Raw genomic sequence first — 22,501 nt, 5'->3', positions numbered from 1 at the left:
GGTGGCCTCAGGCGCTGCCCGTACCCCGCCGCCGGAAGAGGATCCAGGCGAGATACGCGCCCCCCAGCACCGCCGTGGTCACCCCCACCGGCAGCAGATTGTTGCGCTGGGTGTCATCCACCAGATCCAGCCATGCCACCCGGTCCCCCACCTCGGCCAGTGTGCTGAAGAACTGACCGGACACCAAATGCGCCAGCGAGAGCAGCGCCGCGCCCACCGCGCCCGCCGACAGCACACTCACCCCCGGACTGCGGGTGAGCATCACCGCGATCTGCGGCGCCGCCAGCGCCACAAAGGGAATCGGCCCCGCGCTCGCCACCGCCACCGCGCAGAGCCCCACACCCAGCACGGTCAGCACCAGCCGCGCCCGGTCCACCCGTACCCCGAGGCCGTACGCCAGCTCGTCCCCCAGCTCCAGCATCCGCAGCTGGCGGCCGAGCAGCACCGTCGCCGGCAGCAGCACACAGAGCGCGAGCGCGATCATCTGCACCGAGCTCCAGCCCCGGCCGTTGAGCGAACCGACCAGCCACACATGGGCGTTCTGGGCGTTGTTGAGGCTGGAACGCGTCAGCAGATACGAGTTCACCGAACCCAGCATCGCCGTCACCCCCAGACCGATCAGTACCAGCCGGACCCCGTGCAGCCCGCCCCGGCTCGCCAGCAGGAAGACCACCAGGGCGGTCGCCAGACCACCGCCGATCGCCCCCAGCGCCATGGCCCCCGCCCCGGCCGCGCCCCCGAGGGAGACGATCACCAGGATCGCCCCGGTCGCCGCACCGCTGTTGAAGCCGACCACATCGGGACTGGCCAGCGGATTGCGGGAGATGCTCTGGAAGATCGCGCCACTGATCCCCAGGGCCGCGCCCACCAGCGCCGCCAGCACCGCCTGCGGCAACCGCTCCTGATTGACGAAGTGGACCGCCAGCGGATCGCCGGTGCCGTGGAAGAGTGCCCGCGCGACCTCCGCGGGGGCCACGGGATAGGCGCCGACCCCCAGGCCGACCACCAGCGTCACGGCGGTCACCAGCAGTGCGGAGAGACAGACCCCGGCGGTGCGGCGGTGCACCCGGAGGGCGACCCGGCCGGAGAAGGCGCTCACCGGCCGGCTCGCCCGCCCGGACCCTGGTGCGTTCCCCGATTCATTCCCCGATCCGTTCCCTGCTCCGGGCTCGGGGCCGGTGGCGGCGGGCCGGGCGCGGCCCGTGGTCGTGGTCACAGCGAGATCTCCTTGCGGCGGCGCACCATGGCGATGAACACGGGCGCGCCCACCAGCGCGGTGACGGCCCCCACTTCCAGCTCTCCGCCGGTCATGACCACCCGGCCCACGATGTCCGACGCGAGCAGCAGGATCGGCGCCAGGACCAGCGAGTACGGCAGCACCCAGCGCAGATCGGGACCGGTGAGCCAGCGCGCCACCAGCGGGACGACCAGCCCGACAAAGCCGATGGGCCCGGCCGCCGCGGTCGCGGCGCCGCACAGCAGGGTCACGGTCACCACCGCCGCCAGCCGGGTCCGCGCCACCCCGGTACCCAGCGCCCGGCCCAGCTCCTCGCCGAGCGCGAGCGCGTTGAGCGAGCGCGCCATGAGCAGTGCCAGCGCCAGGCCGGTGAGCACGAACGGCAGCAACTGCCGCAGCACCTCGGGATCCTGGCCCGCGAGCGAGCCGACCATCCAGAACCGCATGTATTCGAAGGTCGCCGCGTTGAAGACGGTGAGCCCGCCGATGAGACCGCCCAGGGCGGCGCTGACCGCCGCGCCCGCGAGCGCCAGCCGTACCGGGGTCGGCCCCGCACGGCCCGAGGCGCCGAGGACATAGACCAGGACGGCGCTGGCCCCGGCACCGGCGAAGGCCGCCCACACCAGGGAGGTGAAGGTGCCGAGCCCGAACACCCCGATGCCCAGCACCACCGCCGCCGACGCCCCCGCGTTCACCCCCAGCAGGCCGGGGTCGGCGAGCGGATTACGGGTCATGGCCTGCATGACCGCGCCCGCGACACCGAGCGCCGCGCCGACGGCCAGCCCCATCAGGGTGCGGGGCAGCCGCAGTTCGCGGATGACCCCGGTGGCGTACGAGCCGTCGTCACCGGTGATCGCGGACCAGACCTGCCCGAGCGAGGTGTCCTTCGTCCCGATCCAGGTGCTGAGCACCACCATGAGCAGCAGGACGCCGAGGGCCACCAGCAGGCCGGTGCCCCGCAGGACCGTACGGGCGGTGCTCCGCTCGTCGTCCGCTCCCGGGCGCGCGGCGGGGGAGAGTATCGCCTTCCGGTTCACGGCCGCGCGCCACCGGCCGACGAAGGACGCGGCGCGGTGGCGACAGCCTCCGCGCACCGCCGAACCGGACTCCCGTGGGGGCGCCCCGTACGGGACCGCGGTCCCGCCTGCGGGGGGCGCCGCCGCCCCGAGACCCCGTACCCGACCACGCCAACCCGCATCTCTCAGCCTCTCCTCGTCCGCTTGACCGCGCCGGCCCGCCAGGGGCCAACTGCCCTGCGGGGCACACCTCTTGCCCGGCCGTACCGGGTCCGACCGCGCGGTGAAGTAAGGCTAACCTTAGCCAGATGCCGGGAGGTGTCGGCCATCCGCCGGAAGAGGGGGAGCGGGGGAGTGGTCGGCGCCCGCGGCCCGTTCGGGCAAGGGGCCCGCACGAGGAGCGGGCCACCGTAGGCCTGTGCCCGGCCGTCAGTCCCGCAGCAGGCGTTCCACCAGGGTCTGCCAGCTGTCGGCGAGGGCGCGCCGGGGGCCCGGCGGGGGCGGCGTCTTGGCGTTGGACATCGTCAGATACAGCAGGACGGGGCCTTCGAGGGCCGCCGTCAGCTGGAGGGCGAGGGTGTCGTGGTCGGGCAGGGCCGCGGTGGTCCGGGTGAGCAGCATGCGCACATGGATACGGGAGATGTTGGTCTCGCCCGCCGGGACGGGCAGGCTGCGGTCCAGGGCGGCCCGTGCGATGGCGTGGTGGTCCAGCAGGAAGTCGATGCGGGCGCGGCCGTAGGCGATCAGCCGCTCCTCGGGACCGGCGCCGGGACCGAGCGGTGGCGGGCCGAAGAGCACCTCTTCCTGGAAGTGGTGCTCGGCCGCGTCGAGCAGGGCCTGGAAGATTCCGGCACGGGTGCCGAAGCGGCGGAAGACGGTTCCCTTGCCCAGCCCGGCCCGGTCCGCCAGGGCGTCCATGGTGACCTTGTCCGCCCCCTGCTCCGCGATCATCTCGCGGGCCGTGGTCAGCAGCAGCTCACGGTTACGGACCGCGTCCGCCCGCTCACCGCGCGGCTTCCCGAAAGGCACGATCGAACTGTCCACCTGATCAATCTACCCCTCCCCGGGAACCTAAGCGGGGTAAAGTCCGCTTATGCTCGTGGACGGCCCGGGTCAGCACCGGCTCCGGCCGCCCTGTCAGCATGCGCCGCACCCCTCCCCGGGGCGCGGCACGGACCGTCCCTCATCGAGGAGAGCCAGATGATGAACCTGTTCCGGCTGGATGCCAGCATCCTCCCCACCACGTCCACCTCCGCCGAGATCGCCGACACCGTCGAGGCCGAATGGGCGGCGGCCCACCCCGGCGCCACGGTCACCCGCCGCCACCTCGGCACGGACCCCCTGCCCGCCGACGCCTGGGCACTGGCCGCCACCGGCGGCTTCGCCCCGGAGCAGGACCGCACCGAGGCCCAGCGCGAGGCGCTCGGTCTCGCCACCGAGCTGGCCGGAGAGCTGGAGCGCGCGGACGCCGTCGTCCTGGCGGTGCCGCTCTACAACTACGGCGTCTCCCAGCACTTCAAGACCTGGGCCGACCTGGTCATCGCGGCGGCGGGCCCCACCGCGTCGCTCCTCAAGGACACCCCCACCGTCCTGGTCACCACCCTCGGCGGCGGCTACGGCCCCGGCACCCCCCGCGAGGGCTGGGACCACTCCACCCCCTACATGGAGCGCATCCTGCGCGACGCCTGGCAGGCCGATCTGACCGTCATCAAGCGCGAACTCACCCTCGCCGGGACCAACCCCGCGATGGCGGCCCTGCGGGACCTCGCCGACGAGCAGCACCTCCGCGCCCTCACCGCCGCCCGCACCGCGGGCCGCGCCCTCGCCGGCTGACCCCACCCCGCCCCCGCCCGGTCCCCCGCCCCGGGCGCGGCGTGCCGGGCGCCGCCCCGTCTTTTCGTTCCCGCGTACAACCCTCGGGCCCCCTGGTTGGTCTCTCTGTCACGACCCGACCGCAGGAGCCTCCGTGACCATGCACATCAACCTCCGCAGAGCCCTGGCCTCGGCCACGGCCGCCGCCCTCGCGGGTGGTCTGCTCTCCCTGTCCGCGGGGAGCGCGGCGACCGCCGCCCCCGCCGAGGAGGGGATGCCGTCCTCCGGAACCGGCAAGTCCCCCCGGTACGCCGACGACTTCAACGGCGACGGCTACCGTGACTACGCCGTACCGCGCTACCCCGGTTTCAGTGTCACCTACGGCACCGCGAAGGGGCCGGGCACCAAGACCCGGCACATCGACCAGAACAGCCCCGGCATCCCCGGAAAGACATCGGTTCCGGAGGAGGAGAACGAGGCCTTCGGAAAGACGCTGGCGACGGCGGACCTCAACGGGGACGGGTACGCCGATCTCGCCGTCGGCGACTCCACCGAGACCCTCGGGGGCCTGGAGCAGCGGGGCGCGGTCACGATCGTATGGGGGTCGAAGACCGGGCTGGGCGACAAGGCGACCCTGGTGCCGCTGAAGAACGGACGGGCCCGGCAGCATGTGGGGATCTCCCTGACCGCCGGGGACTTCAACGGCGACGCGAAGCCGGATCTGGCGGTCGGGGACATCGACTCGGTGCACATCGTCCGGGGCTCCTTCTCCTCCTCCAAGGGGACGACGGGCCCGGTCACCCGGCACACGGTCGGCGGAGGGAAGACCCTGCTCCCCCGGTGGCTCGCGGCGGGGAAGGTCACCGGGGACAAGACGGACGACCTGTATGTCATCGGGGCCTCGGAGGTGTGGTTCCTCCAGGGCGGGAAGACCGTGACCTCGCGCGGGACGACCACGTACACCAAGTCCGACGAGAGCAACTACTACCCCCGGGGCGTCGTCGCGGACTTCGACCGCAACGGTTACGGGGAGCTGGCGATAGCCCACCCCGTGCCCAACCGGAACGCGGGCACGGTGGTGGTGCTGCGCGGCGGGGCCTCGGGGCCGAAGGGGCAGTACACCATCACGCAGTCGACGGCGGGCGTGGCGACCGGGGAGTCGACCGCCGACCAGTTCGGGAATGTGATCTCGGCCGGGGACGTCAACCGCGACACGTACCCCGATCTCGCGGTCACCGCGCCCGGTGAGAAGGTCAGCGGGCACCGCTCCGCGGGCGGGGTCCACCTCCTGAGCGGCGGGAAGGGCGGCCTGACCGGGGCCAAGTCCCAGTGGTTCACCCGTGACACCGCCGGGGTGCCGGGCAAGGCGAAGGCATGGGGCGGCTTCGGCACCTACGCGCGCCTGCTCGACGCCGACCGCGACGGCGACGCCGATCTCTTTGTCTCCGAGACCGAGGAGACCAGCCTGCTGCTGCCCGGCGGCAAGAGCGGGATCACCGCCAAGGGACACCGTGATGTGCCGGTGACGGCGAACTTCGTCCAGTAGCCCCGTAGCCCACTAGACCCGTAGCCCCGTAGCGGGACAGCGGCGCGGCACCACAGGAGGGGACGGCGTGGCGCGGCCGGGTACCACGGAACCCGCCCGCACCACGCCGCACACATCTCCCACCCGCGCCCGGGGCCGGCCGACGCGGTCCAGGCCTCTGCCGACCCGCCCGGACACCGGGCGGGACCCGCCGGATCGGGCCCCGGGACGGCCGGTCCGCCCGCCCGGTCCGCCGTACACCCCCTGATGCCCGCTTCCCGTGCCGTCGCGGTGGGAAGGAACCCCCCGGTACGGCCCGCCGCACCGCCCCGTGATCGGCGGGAGCGTGCCGTCGGCCGGGCCGGGCAGGCCGGGTGCGCGGATACCGGCACGGTCTTCGGGAAGAGGGAGGTGCCGCTCATGAGCGGTGGGTCCGGTGCGTCCGCTGGGTCCAGAGGGTCCGGTGGGTTCCATGACACCGATGGCGAAGGGGCCGGGGCCGGGTCGGACCGGGGATTCGGACTCCGCAGGATAGAACGGGGCGGGACGGCGGCGGAGTGCCCCGTCGCGCCGGGCGGTGACGGCGTCTGGGAGGTGCGCGGGTACGAGGAGGCGCGTGCCGTGCTGCGCAGTACGGCGACCGTACAGGCCGGCCTCGGGATCGAGATGGTGTCGAAGATACCCAAGCGCATCCGCCGGCCGGTGCTCTACCGGGACGGCGCCGAGCACCGCGAACACCGCCGCCAGACCGCGCGGTTCTTCACCCCACGCCGTGTCGACGAGCACTACCGCGCCGTCATGGTCCGCGTCGCACAGGCCCGGATCGACCGGCTCCGGACCGACGGCCGGGCCCGGCTCTCCGACCTCAGCTTCGACCTCGCGATCGAGGTGGCCTGCGCCGTCATCGGTCTGACGGAGAGCAGACCCGGCATCAAGGAACGGCTGGAGCGCTTCTTCCCGGAGCGCTTCGGCACGCCGGGGCTGACCAGCCCGCACGGCCTCTACTGGATGCTGCGGCAGAACACCAACTGGCTGCGGGTGTACGTCGGCGATGTCCGCCCCGCCGTGCGCGCCCGCCGCCGCACCCGGCGGGACGATCTCATCTCCCACCTCATCGACGACGGCTGCTCGAACACGGAGATCCTCGGCGAGTGCCTCACCTTCGCGGCGGCGGGCATGGTCACCACCCGTGAGTTCATCACCGCGGCGGCCTGGCATCTCTTCTCCGACGCCGAGCTGCTCGCGCACTACCGCGCGGCCGACGAGCCGGGCAGGCTCGCGGTGCTCGGGGAGATCCTGCGGCTCGAACCGGTCGTGGGCCGTCTCAGCCGCCGTACCACCGAACCGCTCGACCTGCCCGGCGCCGACGGCGGGAGACTCACCGTCCCGGCCGGCGACCGGATCGACATCCTGCTCGATCACACCAATATCGACGAACGGACCGTCGGGGCCCGGCCGCGCTGTCTGCGCCCGGGGCGCACCATGAAGGACGCCGGGGCGCCGGGGCTGGCCTTCGGCGACGGCCCGCACAAGTGCCCGGGGCTGCATATCGCGCTCCTGGAGACGGATGTCTTCCTCAGCCGGCTGGTCGCCGTGCCCGGAGTACGGATGGCGAGCCCGCCGACGATCGGCTTCATGGAGGCCATCGGCAGCTATGAGCTGCGGCACTGCGTACTGGAGGTGGACGCCGGGCACAGCCGCTGAGGTGCCGTCACGGAGCACTGTCAGTGGTGGGTGACAGCATGGGCCACATGACGGATACGACACCGTTCGACTGGCGGCCGTTCCTGCTCGGATGGAGCGGGGAGTGGGCGGATTCGCTGCCCGACGACGAGACGACGGGCGAGGCGGAGGAAGCCGCCCAGCGGGCTCGGTGGCTGGGGTTCCCGCCGGCCCCCGAGGAGCGGATCTCGGCCATGGAGGAGCGCCTCGGCCGACGGATGCCCCCGTCGTACCGGGAGTTCCTCAAGGTCAGCGACGGGTGGCGGCACGCCGGCGGGTTCATCTGGCTCCTGGCGGGGACCACGGACGCACGCTGGCACAACAACGCATCCGGACTCGCCGAGATGTTCGAGGAGTACCTGGACGAGGACGCCGGACACACCGAGCGCCAGGAGGCGGACATCTGGCGCCGCGGCCTCCAGCTCGACGTCGAGTCCGACGCCACCCATGTCCTCCTGGACCCCGAGGACATGGACGAGGACGGCGAGTGGGCCGTGTACACCTGGTCGAGCTGGCTGGCCGAGCCACCCGAGCGGCACGCGGACTTCGCCACGTTCATGCGGGGCATGCACCGGGAGTTCCACAACCTCCGGGCGCGCCCGGAGCACGGGAGGCCGGAGTTCACCAACGACACGACGCGTGAGCTGGACACCCGGATGGAACAGGCCCGGCTGGCGGCGCTGCGCGGCGACTGGGAGCGGGCCGGGCACGTGCTGGACGAGGCGAAGGGGTACGGCCGACCGCGGGCCGCCGGACTGGGCGACCAGATCCACCATCTGCTCGGACAGACCTCCATGATGTCCTTCAAGGACCTGGTGACCGACCCGCGGTACGCCCCCGAGCTGTTGCCGCCACTGGTCGCCGAGCACGCGGCGCACTCGTACGGGGACGACTCCACGCTCATGTTCCCTCTACGGGGAGCCGGTGACGACGTGGTGGCGCTGGCCCACGCGACCCTGGAGCAGGTGCGCGCCGGCACCTACCGCTACACGGCGGCCGGCCCCTTCGGGGAAGCGGTCGGGCGGGCACGGGAGCTGGCGCGGTGGGGCGACACCGACCGGGCATGGCGGACACTGATCGACGCTCTCCCGGCCTGGATACCGCTGGGCCCCGACCATCTGGCGCCGCTGGGGTGGGTGGCCGACCCCCTGCTCGGACCCCTGCTCACCCCGGAGCGGGGCCGCGAGCTGCTGTCCACCCCCCGGGGCGGACAGCCGGGTGAGGCACCGGCCCCGGCGGCCGGTCCCGACCCGGACGGCCTGGCGTGGCTCGCGGACCCGAACCGCCCTGACGACATCACCTCCTACCGTTTCGTCCTGGTCGAAGGCGTGCCTCCGGAGGACCTGCCCGGACGTCTCGCGGACGGGACGGCGGCGGCCCTGGACGAGCCCATGACCTCCCGCGAAGCGCGCGCCCGATCGCTTCGCGGAAAGAGGGGCTTCGCGTCCCACGACGACAGAGCCCTCATGGCGGTCGGCCGGGCCGGCACCCGCTGGAGCTTCGCCTTCGACGGCGCCCCCGCGCGCTTCCACCCGCAGCGGTTCGTCTCCCCGGCCGCGGCCGCCGCCGGCGCGGGCACCCGCGCGGTGGTCGTGTGGAGCGGTCTGCGGACCCGGAGCGGGGAACCCTTCTTCCACCTCTCCGTGGCCCAGGACGGTGCGGAGCGATACGCCTTCACCTACGCGGACGGGGAGATACACCGATCCGGGGAGATACCACCGGCCCTGGACCCCGACCGGTTCTTCGACTCCCGGCAGGAGGGCACCCCCGCGACCCCGGCGGAACGGTCCCTGCTGGAGGCCCTGAGCGGAGAGTTCGGCGTCCATCTGCCGCGCCATGCGATCACCTGCGGACGGCTGCACGGTTTCACCACCCGATCATGGACGAGGCCGCCGGGAGAGGGGGAGACGTATGTCGAAGTCGTGATCAGCATGGGCGGGGATGCCGAGCACTGACGGGCCGGCCGCGACCGCGGACCCGTCGCCCGGCGACACGTCAGCCCCTGGTCCACCGGGTCGTCTTGCCGGAACGGCAAGAACGCGTGCCGGTTCGTCACACACACGGCGAGACTGGCCGCCCCCGGCAGAAGGAGAGTCGATGAACACCACCGACGCGGTCATGTTCTGGGACGGGTTCTACGCGGACCGCCCGGAGGCCGCCGATCCACGGCCGAACGCCCGCCTCACGGAGACGGTCACCGGCCTGCCGCCCGGCGAGGCCCTGGACCTCGGATGCGGAGAGGGCGGTGACACCCTGTGGCTCGCCCGCCAGGGGTGGCGCGTCACCGCGGTCGACGTCTCGGGTGTGGCCGTGGAGCGGCTCGCCCGTCTCGCCCGCTCACACGGTCTGGGCGAAGGGATCGCCGCCGAGCGGCACGACCTGCGCGAGGCCTTCCCACCCGGCACGTTCGACCTGGTCAGCTCCCACTATCTGCACACCCCCCTCGACCTGGACCGGTCGGCCGTCCTGCGCTCCGCCGCGCACGCGCTGCGCCCCGGTGGGCTCCTGCTGATCGTGGACCACGGGTCGACCGCCCCGTGGTCGTGGAACCAGGATCCCGGCGTCCGGTACCCCGGCCCGCAGGAGGTCGCCGAGGACATCGGCCTGGACCCGCGGTCGTGGACGGTCGAGCGGGCCGAGGCGTCCCGCCGCACCGCGACCGGGCCCGGCGGACGCACCGCCGAGGTCATCGACCACATCCTGACCATCCGCCGTACCGCCACCGCCTGGTAAGGAGCACCCCGAGGACCCAGTGTCGGGCGGGCCGGGCCGGGCGGGGTCCGAGGCCGGGCGGGGCCCGAAATCGTTTCGCGCCCGCTCACCCCGCCCGGTACTGTCGCGACCGTGTTCTCACTGCGGGGAGCCCATGGGACGCATGGAGCGATCACCCCGGCAGTTCCCACGCCGAGAGAGGGTTTTGTCCATGGCATGCCGTATCAGTGAACTTGTGCTCAAGTGCCGCGACCCCGAGGCACTGGCGCGATTCTGGTGCGAGGTCCTGGACTTTGTGGTGCTCGATCGCGAAGCGGAGGGCTGCGTCGAGATCGGCCCGCGCGAAGGATTCGGCGGCGCGCAGCCGACGATCTTCCTCATCCGCGACGACGGGCCGAAGAACGGGCATGCCCGGCTGCACATCGACGTCAACCCCACCGACCGCGACCAGGACGCCGAGCTGGAACGCCTCCTGGCCGCCGGGGCCGAACGCGTCGACATCGGTCAGTCGGCGGAGGCGTCATGGCATGTCCTCGCCGACCCCGAAGGCAATGAGTTCTGCCTGCTGAAGGCACGCCTCAACCCACTCTGACGGCCTCCGCCGGCGAGACCTGTCCGGTCACCGCGGTGCACCAGAAAGGATCGCGCCATGTCCAGCGACCGTCTTCTGCGCATCCAGAGCGCCGAGTTCCGGGCCATGGCCGAGCGGGTGCTGCGGGTCACCGGACTCACCTCGCGGCTGAACGTCCTGCCCTTCGAGGACGAAGCGGGCAAGGCGGAGCTGTTTGAACAGATCCTCGGCAGGCCGCTGCCGGCAGGGGTCACCATCTATCCGCCCTTCTACACGGACCACGGCCTTCGTCTGGACCTCGCGGAGCGCGTGTTCATCAACCAGAACTGCACATTCCTGGATTACGCCGGTATCCGGCTCGGCGAGCGGGTGATGGTCGGGCCCAAGGCCACCTTCATCACCGTCGGTCACCCGGTCGACCCCGAGGAGCGGCGTGGGTGGCTCAGCGGCGCGCCCATCGATGTGGCGGAGAATGTGTGGATCGGCGCCGGTGCCACGATCCTTCCCGGCGTCAGCATCGGCCGGGACGCCGTGGTCGCCGCCGGCGCGGTCGTGGCCGAGGACGTTCCACCGGCGAGCCTGGTGACCGGCGGCAAGGCAACCGTCCACCGTCAGTGGTGACAGGGGCGTTCCGCACGATCGCGGGCTTACGCGGACCGCCCCGCATCCCGGGCGGCTCGGCCGGCCGGGACGCGGGGCCGTCCGTGGGTCAGCGGGCGATCACGACACCCAGCCCGGTCTTCCCGCGCTCGGCTCCGAAGTGCTGCGGACCATAGGCGGCGGTGCCCTTCCCGGTGCTGCCCGTGCGGCTGCCCGGGAACACCCAGAAGCCTCCCGCGGTGCTGTTCTCGCGGGCTCCTCCGCTGATCAGCTCCGCACGGCGGTCGCCGTTGGTGTCCAGCAGCCGGACGGCGATCCCCAGCCCGTCGTTGTACTCGACCGTCCCGGGGACGCCGTCGGTGTCCTGGTGGAGGAGGCGCGCTCCCTTCCCGGTCGGACCGGACCCGGTGCCGCGCAGGGTGATCACCGCACCGGCCCGCTTGAAGATGCCGACCTTCTCCCCGGGGGCACCCACCGCGATGTCCCCGTAGCCGTCCCCGTCGATGTCGCCGATGGAGACGGTGTGCCCGAAGTCGTCCCAGTCCTCCCAGTTGTCGCGCGGGGGAGTGCTTCCGGGCACCCCGGGGGTCTCCTGGTTGATGAACCGGATCCTGTCGGTCGCCAACCCCTTGGCGGAGCCGGGCAGATGGATGATCAGGCCGCCGTTGGGGTGACCGATGACCAGGTCCTCGTACCCGTCCTTGTTGATGTCACCGGCGTCGAGGGACCAGGGGGTCAGGGAGTTCCCCGAGGGGTTGCGGACGGGCGCCGGGGACGCCGGGCCCTGGGCGGTGCCCTTCCACACCTGGGCCAGGGCGCCGGGGGTTCCGCTGCCGACCGTCACGATGTCCGCCTTGCGGTCACCGTTCAGATCACCGGAGGTCACCCCGTGGATGAAGGTCCCCTGCCCCGAGGAGACGGCACGCGAGCCGCGGGCCTTCCCCTTGCGGTCGAAGGGGCCGGAGAGGATGCGCAGCTGCTGCGCGTTCTCGCTGGCGGCGATGTCCTGGTCGCCGTCCCCGTCGAAGTCCCCGGCCGTGAGCCAGTTGCCGAGGGACATGTTCGCGGCCGTGCCCCTGGCGAGGACCGTCCCGCCCTTCAGGCCGCCCTTGCCGCCCCAGACGACGGAGAGGGTCCCGGCGGTGGTCAGGGAGCCGACGGTCTCGCCCGGGGCGCCGACGATCAGGTCGGTGTAGCCGTCCCGGTCGAGATCGCCGGTGGCGAGCGCCGATCCGTAGAAGTTCGGCGACCCGGCCGCTCCCGGTATGCCGGGGATGTCCTGGTGGAGGAGTTGCTTACGCCCCTTCCGGGGACCGGCGGCGGAGCCGTACAGCACGGAGACGAAGCCCGCGGCCTGCTGGCCGTTCACGGTGGCCATGGTGGCGCCCACGGCGGTGTCGCCGTAGCCGTCACCGTTGAAGTCGTCCGCCTTGGCGACGGGCTTCTTCGGCGCGGGCGCCGCCGCGACGGAGGCGGCGGGGGCGAGCAGCGAGGTGAGGACGGCGATGGCCGCCGTCGTCCCGAGGCCCGCGGTGGTGCGACGCGAAGTCATAGGTGCTCCTGGAGAGAGAACAAGGGGGAGCGGTGCTCATCCCGAGCCCTACGACTTGACGGACCGGCCCGACGGTTGCCCATCACGCGATCATTGCCGGCGGGCCGCCCCGGCTCAGTCCTTCCGGCCGCTCAGATAGGCGTCGATCGCCTGCCTCGGCTTCTCCATGCCGTACATCCCGTGGCCCACGGTGTCCACGGTGAGCAGGGACGCCTTCGGGAAGGAGGCCGCCATGCGCCGTGCGCCCGCCAGCGGGGTCGCCGCGTCATGGAGGGCGTTGACCACGAGCACCGGCGGCAGCGCGCCCTTCGCCCGCTCGGACCGGGGCTTGGGCGGCGTCCAGCCCTGGCAGCCGAGCACCATGTCCAGGGCCTGGGAGCTGTAGCGGACATGGGGGGCGGCCTTCGCGACCCGCTCCCTGATGGCCCGGTAGTGGGCCCAGTCGCGGATCCGGAGGTCGTTGTCCCGGCAGAGGACCAGCTGCCAGGCGCGGTCGGAACCGAAGTCGTGCAGGTAGACCTCGCCCTTGCCGCTGTGCAGCGCGGCGAGTTGCTCCGTCGCCTTTTCCGGCACGTACTGGCGGAGGGCGAAGTAGAGGATGTGCACGAGCTGGTCGGTATCGATCTTCCGCTGACCGGGTCCGGTCGGACCCGGCTCGCGGAGGGTGCCGGCGTCGGCACGGGCGAACAGTTCCTCCGTGACGGAGATCAGCTCCCGGCCCTTCAGGACACAGGAAGTGTCCTTCTCGCAGTCGGCCAGGAGCCGCTTGAAGATGTCGTCGACGGCGACGCTGCCATCGGTGAGGAACCGCTCCGCGTCCATACGCTCGGGGTCCACGGCGCTGTCGAGCGCCAGCGCCCGGAGCCGGTCCGGGAAGAGACGCGCGTACCGCTCACCGATGGAGGTGCCGTAGGAGGTCCCCATGAAGCTGATCTTCCGCTCGCCGAGGGAGGCACGGATCGCGTCCATGTCCCGGGCGACGCTCTCCGTGTCCATATGGCCGGCGAGCGGGCCCATCCGCCGCAGACAGCTCTCCGCGAGCTTGCCGTTCAGGGTGCGCAGACGTTCGAACTCCGCGGCGTTACGGGGGCGGTCCGGGATCTTCCCGGCGATGGACTCGTCGCAGCGGATGCCCTCGCTGCGGCCGATGCCGCGCGGGTCGAAGGCGACCACGTCGAACCGCTCCAGCAGGGCGGGGGAGAACTCCATGTCGGCGTAGATCGCACTGTCGGCCCCGGGGTTCCCCGGCCCGCCCGGGTTGGTCATCAGGACCCCGATCCGCTTCGCGGGGTCGGCGGCCCGGTAGCGGGCCACGAAGACACTCGTCTGCGGGCCCTGCGGCTTCGACCAGTCCACCGGGACCTTGATCGTCCCGCACTGGGTCTGTGGTCCCGGCGCGGGGAAGGGGTCACTGGGCGGGCAGGCTCCCCAGCGGATCGCCGGGGGCGCGGTGGCGGCACCGGACATCGCCTTCTGAGCCGCACCGGCTCCGGCGCCGGGAGTGGCGACGGCGGTGGGCGCGGCCAGCGCGGCCGAGGCGGAGAGGGCGAGGAGGACGGCGAGGGTGCGACCGCTTGTCCTCGGGTCGGGGCCCGGTGTCCCGCTCGGCGTCCTGCTCACACGCGTGATCGGGTTCCTTGTGTTCATGGGCGTCACTCTGTCGGCCCCGTGTGATGGCGGCTCGATGGGCAGATGATGGGTACGTAACTCCGACCCCTGGCACGCTGGTTGTTCCCCCGCGCAATGGCCGGTCACGCCGTCGCTGACATGAGCTGCCCGCGGATCAGATCGTGGGTGAGCCGTGCCGTCGTCAGCAGGGAGTCACGGGATGTGCCGAGGCGGGCCCGTACGGACAGCCCGTGCACCACGGACTGCACCAGGCCGGTCAGGGCCGCCGCCTCGGTGCCGGGGGACAGTTCCCCGTCCCGGACCGCTCGCTCGACGCGCCCGAGGAGGGCCCGCTCGTTCCAGCCGTGCAGTTCGGCGAAGTAGGCGCTGGTGTCGAGCGTGCTCGTGCTGTCGGTCATCGCGGCGCTGCTGAGCAGACAGCCCGGATGTGTGTCACCCGGCCGGGTGAACTCATGGACCGAGCCGGTGAGGATGTGTCCGATGACGGTCCCGAGGTCCTCCTCGGCGACGGACCGCCGGTAGATCTCCCGGTAGCGCTCGGCATAGGTGCGCACCGCCTCCTCGAACAGCCCGGCCTTGCTGCCGAAGGCGGCGTAGAGGCTGGAGGTGGAGAGCCCGAGGGCCGCGGTGAGAGCGCGGGTCGACGTACCGGAGTAGCCGAACCGCCAGAAGAGGCGGGCGGCTTCGAGTATCGCGAGGTCACGGTCGAAGGCGGGAGGTCGTCCACGGGTTCGCTGGGGCATGATTGCATTGTAGAGCGATTGCTCCATAATAAATTTATGGAGCGAACGATTCAGAAAAGGCTGTCGGTCGGCGGAGGAAGCTGGGTCACGTTCGATGTGTACGGGGAGCCGGATGCCCCCGGCCTCGTCGTCGTCCCGGGCGGGCTGAGCGACGCGCACGCGTGGCGCGATGTCGCGACCGCCGTCCACGCCTGGCCGTCCGTCACGGTCGTCAACCGCCGTGGCCGTGCCCCTTCGGGGCCGTTGACCGGCGCGTACTCGCTGCGGACCGAGGTCGACGACCTCGGTGCGGTCCTCGATGCGCTGGCGGGCACGGAGACGCTCTTCGGCTGGAGTTACGGTGGCCTGATCGCCCTGCTCGCCGCCGACGTCCGCGCCCTGCGCCAAGTGATCGCCTATGAGCCGGTGATGACGCCGTTCGGCGTTCACGCCCTGCCGGAGCTGAAGGCCGCCGAGGCGGCGGCGGACCTCGACGCCACGGTCGTGACGGTGCTCCGGCGGATCTCCGGCCTCGACACGGATCAGGTCGAGGCCCTGCGGGCCGACCGTCGGGGGTGGGCCGCCCTGTGCCGTCTGAGCGCACCGGCCCACGCGGAGCTGGCCGCCTTGAACGCGGCGCCGCCACCGGATCGGATCGCACGGCGCGCGGACCGTGTCGATCTGATCGTCGGCGAGCGCAATCGCGGAACGCCCCCGTACGGAACCTCGTTCGACGACGTCGTCCAGCATGTCCCCCATGCCGAGGTGCACCCGCTCCCCGGCCAGGGCCATCTGGCCCACCGGGAGGCCCCGGCGGAACTGGCTCGCCTGCTCGACACCCTCGCCACGACCGCGGGCCGCGCTTGACCGGGTGCCGGTGCCGGTGCCGGTGCCGGTTCCGGCCCGGGCCTCGGCACCCGTCCCCAAGGGGGTTGCGGACAGGGGATGGTGACCGACAGGGTAGGGGCGACGCGCGCTTTCCCGATCTTGTTGGGCGGCAGGGGATCCATGAGCGGGACGCGGTCCGGTCGGACCGGGGCGTAGTCCCGTGTGCCTGCCCGTCCCAGCGGCTCACGAGAGGATTTCCATGAGTCAGCCCACCCCTGTCACCCCACCGGGGAAGATCGATACCTCGGTCCCGCACAGTGCGAGGGTCTGGAACTACTGGCTCGGCGGGAAGGACCACTTCCCCGCGGACCAGGCGGCCGGCGACGCCTATCGCGAGCGGTACCCGGACATCGAGCCGTTCGCCCAGGAGTCCCGGGGCTTCCTGGTCCGGAGCGTGAGTCATCTGGCGCGCGAGGGGGTACGCCAGTTCCTCGATGTGGGCGCCGGACTTCCGACGGTCAACAACACGCACGAGGTCGCCCAGCGGATCGCGCCGGAGTGCCGGGTCGTCTATGTCGACCACGACCCCTTGGTCCTTCTGCATGTCGAAGCCATGGGGATCAGCACCAGCCAGGGTGCCATGGACTATGTGCTCGCCGATATGCGCGACACCGAGGCCGTCCTGGCGGGTGCGGCCAGGACCCTGGACCTGAGCCTGCCGGTGGGCCTGGTGATCAGCGATGTCCTCGGCCACATCGTGGACTGGGACGACGCCCTGGGCCTGGTGCGCCGCCTCGTCGAACGGCTGCCCTCCGGCAGCTATCTGGCCCTCAGCCACTCGACCGCCGCCGATGAGACCCACCGCGCCGTCCAGGAGGAGTACAACAACTCCGGGGCGATCCCCTACATCTTCCGCGAGCCGGAGCAGACAAAGGCCTTCTTCGACGGTCTGGAACTGGTCGAGCCCGGCTATGTGTCCTGGCCCAACTGGCGGCCCGACGCGACCACCGGACGCCTCACCGAGCGGGCCGGCTGGGGCGGCGTCGCCCGGATTCCGTGACCGGTATGACCCCGCACCGGCCCCGGGTCCGCTCGGGCCCGGTGCGGGGTCATGCGCCGCGGCGGAGTTCCCTGACAGGCTCCGTCGACCCGAACGTTTGATCCGGAGGCTTGACCCGGACGCTTGATCGGGAGACTTGACCTCGATCGGACTTGAGGTCCGAGGCTGGCTCCATGACGATCTCACCGGAAGAGCACACGGCGGTCCAGAACTGGATCAGGGCCACGGCACACCCGCTGACCACCACGGACGCGTCCGAACCCCTGGACGACCTCCGGCCCCTGCTCGGCATGGTTCCTGAGCGGACGGCCGTGGTGGGGTACGGCGCCGGGACGCGCGGCGCGCAGGAGCCCTTCGCTCTCCAGGCGCGTATCGCCCAACTGCTGATCAGGGAGGCAGGCTTCCGCGCCGTCGCCCTCGACCAGGACTGGACCCTCGTCGCCCGGCTCGATGCCCATGTCCGCACCGGCGCCGGGGACCCCGTGGCCCTGCTGGAGTCCGCCGAGCCGTTCTGCCGCACCGAGGAGATCCTCGCCCTCGTCCGGTGGACGCGTGCCTTCAACGAGACCCACCCGGGCGATCCGGTCCGCCTCGTCGGGGTCGGTCCCCATGAGACGGGGCCGTCGGCGTACGACACGGTGGCCGACTATCTGCGCCGGGCCGCACCCGGGCTGCTGGACGAAGTGGAGCGCTGTTACGCCGGTCTCCGCCCGGAGGGCGAGGTGTCCGCGCACACCCGCCGATTCCGCGCCCTGCCGGACAGGAGGCCCTGGCGCGACCGCGCACAGGCGGCCCACGACCTGGTGGCGGGAGCACCCGGCCACGACGGCCATGCGTGGGCGCTCCACCACGCACGGCTGATCGTCCAGTACTACGAGCTCCACGACCACGACGACGATCCGCTGGACCCGCACAACATGGCCTGCTACGAGAGGTCGTTCGCCGAGAACGTCCTGTGGTGGCACCGGCACACCGGCCACCGGGTGCTCTTCTGGTCCTCCAGCTCCCACACCGCCAACGCGCGCGGCAGAGCCGTCAGCTTTCCGCCGGACCCGGTCAGTCCGTCCCGGAACGCGGGGAGCTATCTGCGCGAAGACCTCGGTGCCCGGTACCTGTCGATCGGTCTCACCTTCGGTACGGGGGAACTGGCCACCTACACCGACGCCCCGGCCCACCGGGTGCCCGGCCCCGTACCGCCCTTGCTGGAGGCGGTGCTGGACGACGAGGCCGTGGGCGACTACCTGCTGCACCTCCGTACGGACCCCCCGCGACAGGTCGCCGATTGGCTCGCCCGGACCACCCGGTCCCGGCTCATCGGACCACGCCATGACCCCCGACGCGACACCGATCACCATATGACGGGCGGTTCGCCGGCCGAGTGGTTCGACGTACTCGTCCATCTGCGGCGGGTGACTCCGGCGCGGCTCCTCCGCCGGGTGGAGGAGCCGCCTCCAGCAGGGTAGGAGAGGGGAGCCGGACGGTCGATGGCTCAACGCCCGGCCCGCACCACGGCCCGGCGGTAACCTCTACTCGATGACTTTCGGCACCCTTCCGACCACGGAGCGTCGGCGGGGGAGTGGGCCGGGTCCTTGGTCGAGGGGGACATATGGCTGAGACGCATGGCTGGGACGTATGACCGAGGGGAAGCGGCGGGTTCACGACGGGGGAGCCGACGAGGGGATCCGGGCCTGGGCCGCTGTCGCGGTACGCCAGGCGCAGGAAGTGTGGCCCCGCGCGAGGCGGGATCCCGAGTCGGCCGAGTCGCGGTTGGTCACCGAACATCTGGCCACCGTCGAGCGGCTGTTACCGGCGGAGGACCCGTCCCGGGCGGCCGTGGTGTGCTGGCTCGGCCTGCTGATGGTGGTACGGCTCAAGAGCCGTTCCACTTTCGATCCACGGGAGTGCGCTGCGGCCCTGAACCACCTCCAGTGGGCCGACCGCGCCGGGCCGCTGGACGACCCGCTCGCCGTCATGGCCCGGAACGGCCTGGCCGATCTGCTCATCCCGCCGGACATTCCCCCGGAGGTACGTGACGGCTCCTGCCCCCCGGCAGTGATCGAAATCCTGCGGGGACAGCTGACCGATGCCCTGAACGTGCTCGCCCGCGTCGTCGCCGGGGGCGCGACGGCGCGGCAGGGGACGCTGGGCGAAATGGAGCGCGTCGCCACGATGCTCTCCGAACTCCCCGGCCCGCCCGGGGAGGTGGCGCCCGCCACGCCGGGCGAAGGCGAGGAGACCCCCGTACCGGACGGCGCTCCGCCCCCGGGGGAGCCCGGAGCGGAGGCACCGACCGGCGCGATCCAGGAGATGGCGGACCGGGCGCGCCGGGACGCGGTGGGCTTCGCGCGCCTGCTGGAATGGCTGTGCGTCACCGTGAACGACCCCCCGGTCCCCCTGGCGGACGCCGGCCGGGAACTGATGGATCTCCCTCTGGACCGGCCCGAGGTCGCGCCGCTGCGCGAGCTGTTCGCCGCGCTCAGATCAGGCGGGCAGGACCAACGGGCACTCGCCGAACGCCTCCACGGCACCGCCCGTGCGGCCAGGGAGACGCTGCTCACCCTGCCGGTGGATTCGCCCGAGCGGATCCGCTTCGCCAAGTTCCACGCGGCCCTGCTGGTGGCGGGAAACCTCCGGATGCCCGGATCGCTGGACTTCGGCACCGTGGACGCGGCCTCGGCCCGGCCGGATCCGGACCCTGCGGCGCGATCCCTCTGGCGGCACCCGCTGAGCCTGGAAACGGTCCTCGCCACCTCGATCGACAACCTGTGGGTGGGGAGCGGCGACATCACCCGCGTGGAGCGGAGCGCGGCATGGCTCCGGCAATGGATCGACGCCCTTCCGCCGAACGGGGCGGCCGCGCCCACCCGGCGGTATCTGTCCCGGCTTCTCGCCCATCGCGTCACCACCGCCCCTCTTCTGGGAGGGAGCCTCCAGGACGGCGCCACCGGCCTGGCGATGGTCAGGATGCTGCCCGCCGGTGAAGGTGAGCTCGACGACATCCCGCTGCTGCTCGGTCTCCACGCCCGGTACCAGGCGGCCCACCGCAGCCGGGACCGGGCCGCGCTGGCCCGCGCTGCGGACGAGCTGATCCGGACAGCCGGTGACCGGTACACCTCCCCCCGGTCCGATGCGGCCACCACCTTCATGATCACTGGCATGCTGGGAACGGCCCATCGGGAGCGTGCCGAGCACACCGGGGACGAGACCGACCGCCGCGCCGCGGTCCGGTATCTGAGGGAGGCGGTGGCGATCGATCCCGCCACGATCCCCCAGTCCCTGGCAGCGAACTTCCCCGCGGTCCGGGCGTCCCTGATGGTCGAGCTGGCCATCGTCGACCCCCGCCGGGAGGTCATCGACCGCGCCATCGCGGAGGTTCACCGGGTGATCGACCATGCGCGGGCATCCCGCTGGGACGAAGCCCAGCTCCGGCTTCGCCTCGGCCGGGTCCTGCGCTGCGCGATCACCGACCGCAGCGACCTCAGCCTGCTCGATCCGTGCATCGCCGAGCTGAGCCGGGTGCGTGCCCTGGCGCATGAAGGCCATGCCCGGCCTTTGCTGGTGCAGGCTCTGACGGAGCTGTCCGCGGCCTTCTGGGTGAGCGCGGTGATCGAGGGAGCGAGCGGGGCCGACGACGGGAGGTCGAGCCTGGACACCCGTCGCGAGGCACTGGAGCTGATGGCCGCCGACGTCCTTCTGCAACTCGGCGCCGAGCACGCCCTGTCCGTGGCCCGGGACGCCACCGGCCACGCACTGTGGCTGGCCCTGCGGTGCGCGGAGAGAAACCACCCCGCCGACGCCGTGGAGGCGCTGGAGCTGGGGCGGGCCCTCGTACTCCGGACGGCCGCCGCCACCCACCGGGTGGCCCGGCTGCTGGCGGACAAGGGCCACCCCGACCTGGCCGAGCGATGGAGGGCGCAGACACCGCGGCACCCACTCCAGCAGGGCCCGCGCGCGGCGGATGAGGCCGGCGGAGAAGCGGGCCAGGGATATCAGGCCGGGGGAGAGACCGGCGAGGGACATCCGGGCGGGGACGATCCACTCCGGTCGGCGCCGACGGAAGCAGCCGTGACGGCGGCGGCCCCGATCCCCGGCACCGAGCTGCCGAGCAGCCTGCGGCGCACGGCACTCGCCGCACTCGGAGCGGGCAGCGGCACCGGAGCGCGGGAGCTGCTCGGCACTCCGGACCTGGCCGCGCTGACCACCGCCCTGGCCGCCTCGGGCGCCGACCTGCTGGTCTATCTCGTCCCCGGTGAGGGCTTCCGCCCCCATATCCCCGGACACGCGCTGATCCTGCGCCCCGGCGGCGCCGAACCCACCCTGCTCACCCTGCCGCTCCTGCTCTCCCCCGGCGGTCACCAACTGGAGCGGTACCTCACCGCGGCCGGCGAACGTTCCCGTAGGGCGGCGGACCCGGAAGCGTCCCACGCGTCACGGGAGGCCGCCGAGACGGAATGGCAAGCGGCACTGGGCGAGCTGTGCGACTGGGCCTGGCCCGCCGCCATGGGGCCGGTCCTCGACACCCTGGAACCCCTCGGCCGGCTGCCGAGGATCGTACTGATCCCCTGCGGCCCCCTCGGTGTCGTCCCCTGGCACGCGGCGCGCGACCACATCCCGCTGGGCGGATACCGGTACGCCTGCCAGGACGCGGTGTTCAGCTACGCCCCGTCCGGGGCGCAGTTCCTGCGGGCCGCCACCCGCGGCAGGCTGCCCGCCACCGGGCCCCAGGTGCTGGTCACCGACCCGCGGCTCGATCTGATGTGGGCCGAGATCGAGACGGAGGCGCTGCGTTCCGCCTGCTATCCGGACGCCCGGCGCTACGGCGGGTTCCTGACGGCCGAAGGCGTACCGGACAAGCCGGGCAACTGCGAGGACCTGCTGGCCGTACTGCCGGGCGGCAGCCGGCCGGCCGCGGTCGTCCATATCTCCTGCCACGGCGTGGCCGGCCCCAGTCCCACCCGGTCGGCCCTGTCACTGGCCGACGGCGAGCTGACCGTCGCCCGGATCCTGGACCACACGGCCGTGAACCCCGGCACGGACGGCCCGCTCGTCGTCCTCAGTGCCTGCGAGACCGATCTGAGCATGGGCGACCACGACGAGGCACTGACCCTCTCCACCGCCCTGGTCACCCGGGGCGCGGCCGATGTGGTCGGCTCCCGCTGGGCCGTCAGGGACAGCGCGACCGCACTGATGATGACCGTCTTCCACCACTTCCTCACCAGCCAGGAGCTCGCTCCCGCCGACGCGCTGCGCGCGGCACAGATGTGGATGCTCGACCCGGACCGGCGGCCCCCACCCGGCCTGACCGACCTGCTGGAGCGTGAGGCCACCCGCACCGGCCTGCACGAGATCCACCTGTGGGCGGCCTTCACCCACCAGGGCAACCCCGCGCCGCACCGAACCCCGCCCGGCACCGGGTGACGCACCGCCCCCCGGCACCGGGCGACGGGCCGGACGCCGCCGGGAAGAACGAGGCCCCCGGCCGGTGGCCGGGGGCGGCTGAAGGGCGTCGGCGGCG

17 protein-coding genes are annotated in these 22,501 nt (G+C 72.5%); 11 read left to right on the top strand and 6 right to left on the bottom strand.

Annotated features, from left to right (window positions below; all coding sequences use genetic code 11):
• Positions 1-7: 7 nt before the first annotated feature.
• From ABT354_RS28450 to ABT354_RS28440, 3 genes are all read right to left on the bottom strand, one after another.
• Positions 8-1,216, bottom strand: a complete 1,209-nt coding sequence (locus ABT354_RS28450; protein ID WP_351498902.1) for a FecCD family ABC transporter permease — start codon at positions 1,214-1,216, stop codon at positions 8-10.
• Positions 1,213-2,259: a FecCD family ABC transporter permease gene (locus ABT354_RS28445; protein ID WP_502983517.1), complete on the bottom strand. Its 1,047-nt coding sequence runs from the start codon at positions 2,257-2,259 to the stop codon at positions 1,213-1,215. Before ABT354_RS28445 ends, ABT354_RS28450 begins: the two co-directional genes overlap by 4 nt.
• 423 nt (positions 2,260-2,682) lie before the next feature.
• Positions 2,683-3,297 carry a TetR/AcrR family transcriptional regulator gene (locus ABT354_RS28440; RefSeq protein ID WP_351498898.1) on the bottom strand — a complete coding sequence of 205 codons (615 nt, stop codon included), beginning with the start codon at positions 3,295-3,297 and terminating at the stop codon, positions 2,683-2,685.
• A 159-nt stretch (positions 3,298-3,456) separates the two neighbouring features.
• On the opposite strand from ABT354_RS28440, the gene ABT354_RS28435 reads away from it, so the two are divergent.
• From ABT354_RS28435 to ABT354_RS28405, 7 genes are all read left to right on the top strand, one after another.
• A complete protein-coding gene (locus ABT354_RS28435) occupies positions 3,457-4,086 on the top strand; it encodes an FMN-dependent NADH-azoreductase (protein ID WP_351498916.1) in 630 nt (209 codons plus the stop codon).
• Between the two features lie 139 nt (positions 4,087-4,225).
• Positions 4,226-5,611, top strand: coding sequence for an FG-GAP and VCBS repeat-containing protein (locus tag ABT354_RS28430; RefSeq protein ID WP_351498914.1), 1,386 nt, complete (start codon positions 4,226-4,228; stop codon positions 5,609-5,611).
• A gap of 600 nt (positions 5,612-6,211) precedes the next feature.
• Complete coding sequence (locus ABT354_RS28425) at positions 6,212-7,294, top strand: cytochrome P450 (RefSeq protein ID WP_351498896.1); 1,083 nt, start codon at positions 6,212-6,214, stop codon at positions 7,292-7,294.
• Between the two features lie 47 nt (positions 7,295-7,341).
• A complete protein-coding gene (locus tag ABT354_RS28420; RefSeq protein WP_351498894.1) occupies positions 7,342-9,267 on the top strand; it encodes an SMI1/KNR4 family protein in 1,926 nt (641 codons plus the stop codon).
• 142 nt (positions 9,268-9,409) lie between these two features.
• Entirely contained in the window at positions 9,410-10,045 is a 636-nt protein-coding gene (locus ABT354_RS28415) for a class I SAM-dependent methyltransferase (protein ID WP_351498892.1), read from the top strand.
• 190 nt (positions 10,046-10,235) lie between these two features.
• Complete coding sequence (locus tag ABT354_RS28410) at positions 10,236-10,616, top strand: VOC family protein (RefSeq protein WP_351498890.1); 381 nt, start codon at positions 10,236-10,238, stop codon at positions 10,614-10,616.
• A 57-nt stretch (positions 10,617-10,673) separates the two neighbouring features.
• The gene (locus tag ABT354_RS28405) at positions 10,674-11,216 is read left to right on the top strand and encodes a DapH/DapD/GlmU-related protein (protein WP_351498888.1); all 543 of its coding nucleotides are present in this window, start codon (positions 10,674-10,676) and stop codon (positions 11,214-11,216) included.
• An 88-nt stretch (positions 11,217-11,304) separates the two neighbouring features.
• Here the strand turns inward: ABT354_RS28405 and ABT354_RS28400 are convergent, their stop codons facing one another.
• From ABT354_RS28400 to ABT354_RS28390, 3 genes are all read right to left on the bottom strand, one after another.
• Positions 11,305-12,747, bottom strand: coding sequence for an FG-GAP-like repeat-containing protein (locus ABT354_RS28400; RefSeq protein WP_351498886.1), 1,443 nt, complete (start codon positions 12,745-12,747; stop codon positions 11,305-11,307).
• Between the two features lie 114 nt (positions 12,748-12,861).
• Complete coding sequence (locus ABT354_RS28395; RefSeq protein ID WP_351498884.1) at positions 12,862-14,367, bottom strand: alpha/beta hydrolase; 1,506 nt, start codon at positions 14,365-14,367, stop codon at positions 12,862-12,864.
• Between the two features lie 131 nt (positions 14,368-14,498).
• A complete protein-coding gene (locus ABT354_RS28390; RefSeq protein WP_351498882.1) occupies positions 14,499-15,119 on the bottom strand; it encodes a TetR/AcrR family transcriptional regulator in 621 nt (206 codons plus the stop codon).
• Positions 15,120-15,155: 36 nt separating this feature from the next.
• On the opposite strand from ABT354_RS28390, the gene ABT354_RS28385 reads away from it, so the two are divergent.
• The 4 genes from ABT354_RS28385 (at position 15,156) to ABT354_RS28370 (ending at position 22,404) form a co-directional block, all read left to right on the top strand.
• Positions 15,156-15,965: an alpha/beta fold hydrolase gene (locus ABT354_RS28385; RefSeq protein ID WP_351498880.1), complete on the top strand. Its 810-nt coding sequence runs from the start codon at positions 15,156-15,158 to the stop codon at positions 15,963-15,965.
• 220 nt (positions 15,966-16,185) lie between these two features.
• Entirely contained in the window at positions 16,186-16,986 is an 801-nt protein-coding gene (locus tag ABT354_RS28380) for an SAM-dependent methyltransferase (RefSeq protein ID WP_351498878.1), read from the top strand.
• A gap of 173 nt (positions 16,987-17,159) precedes the next feature.
• Positions 17,160-18,449: an erythromycin esterase family protein gene (locus ABT354_RS28375; protein ID WP_351498876.1), complete on the top strand. Its 1,290-nt coding sequence runs from the start codon at positions 17,160-17,162 to the stop codon at positions 18,447-18,449.
• 169 nt (positions 18,450-18,618) lie between these two features.
• Positions 18,619-22,404: a CHAT domain-containing protein gene (locus ABT354_RS28370; RefSeq protein ID WP_351498874.1), complete on the top strand. Its 3,786-nt coding sequence runs from the start codon at positions 18,619-18,621 to the stop codon at positions 22,402-22,404.
• The last annotated feature ends 97 nt before the right edge of the window (positions 22,405-22,501 follow it).

This window comes from Streptomyces sp. NPDC000594 (genome assembly GCF_040299965.1).
Taxonomy (GTDB): domain Bacteria; phylum Actinomycetota; class Actinomycetes; order Streptomycetales; family Streptomycetaceae; genus Streptomyces.
This window is presented reverse-complemented; position numbering and strand designations above follow the sequence as displayed.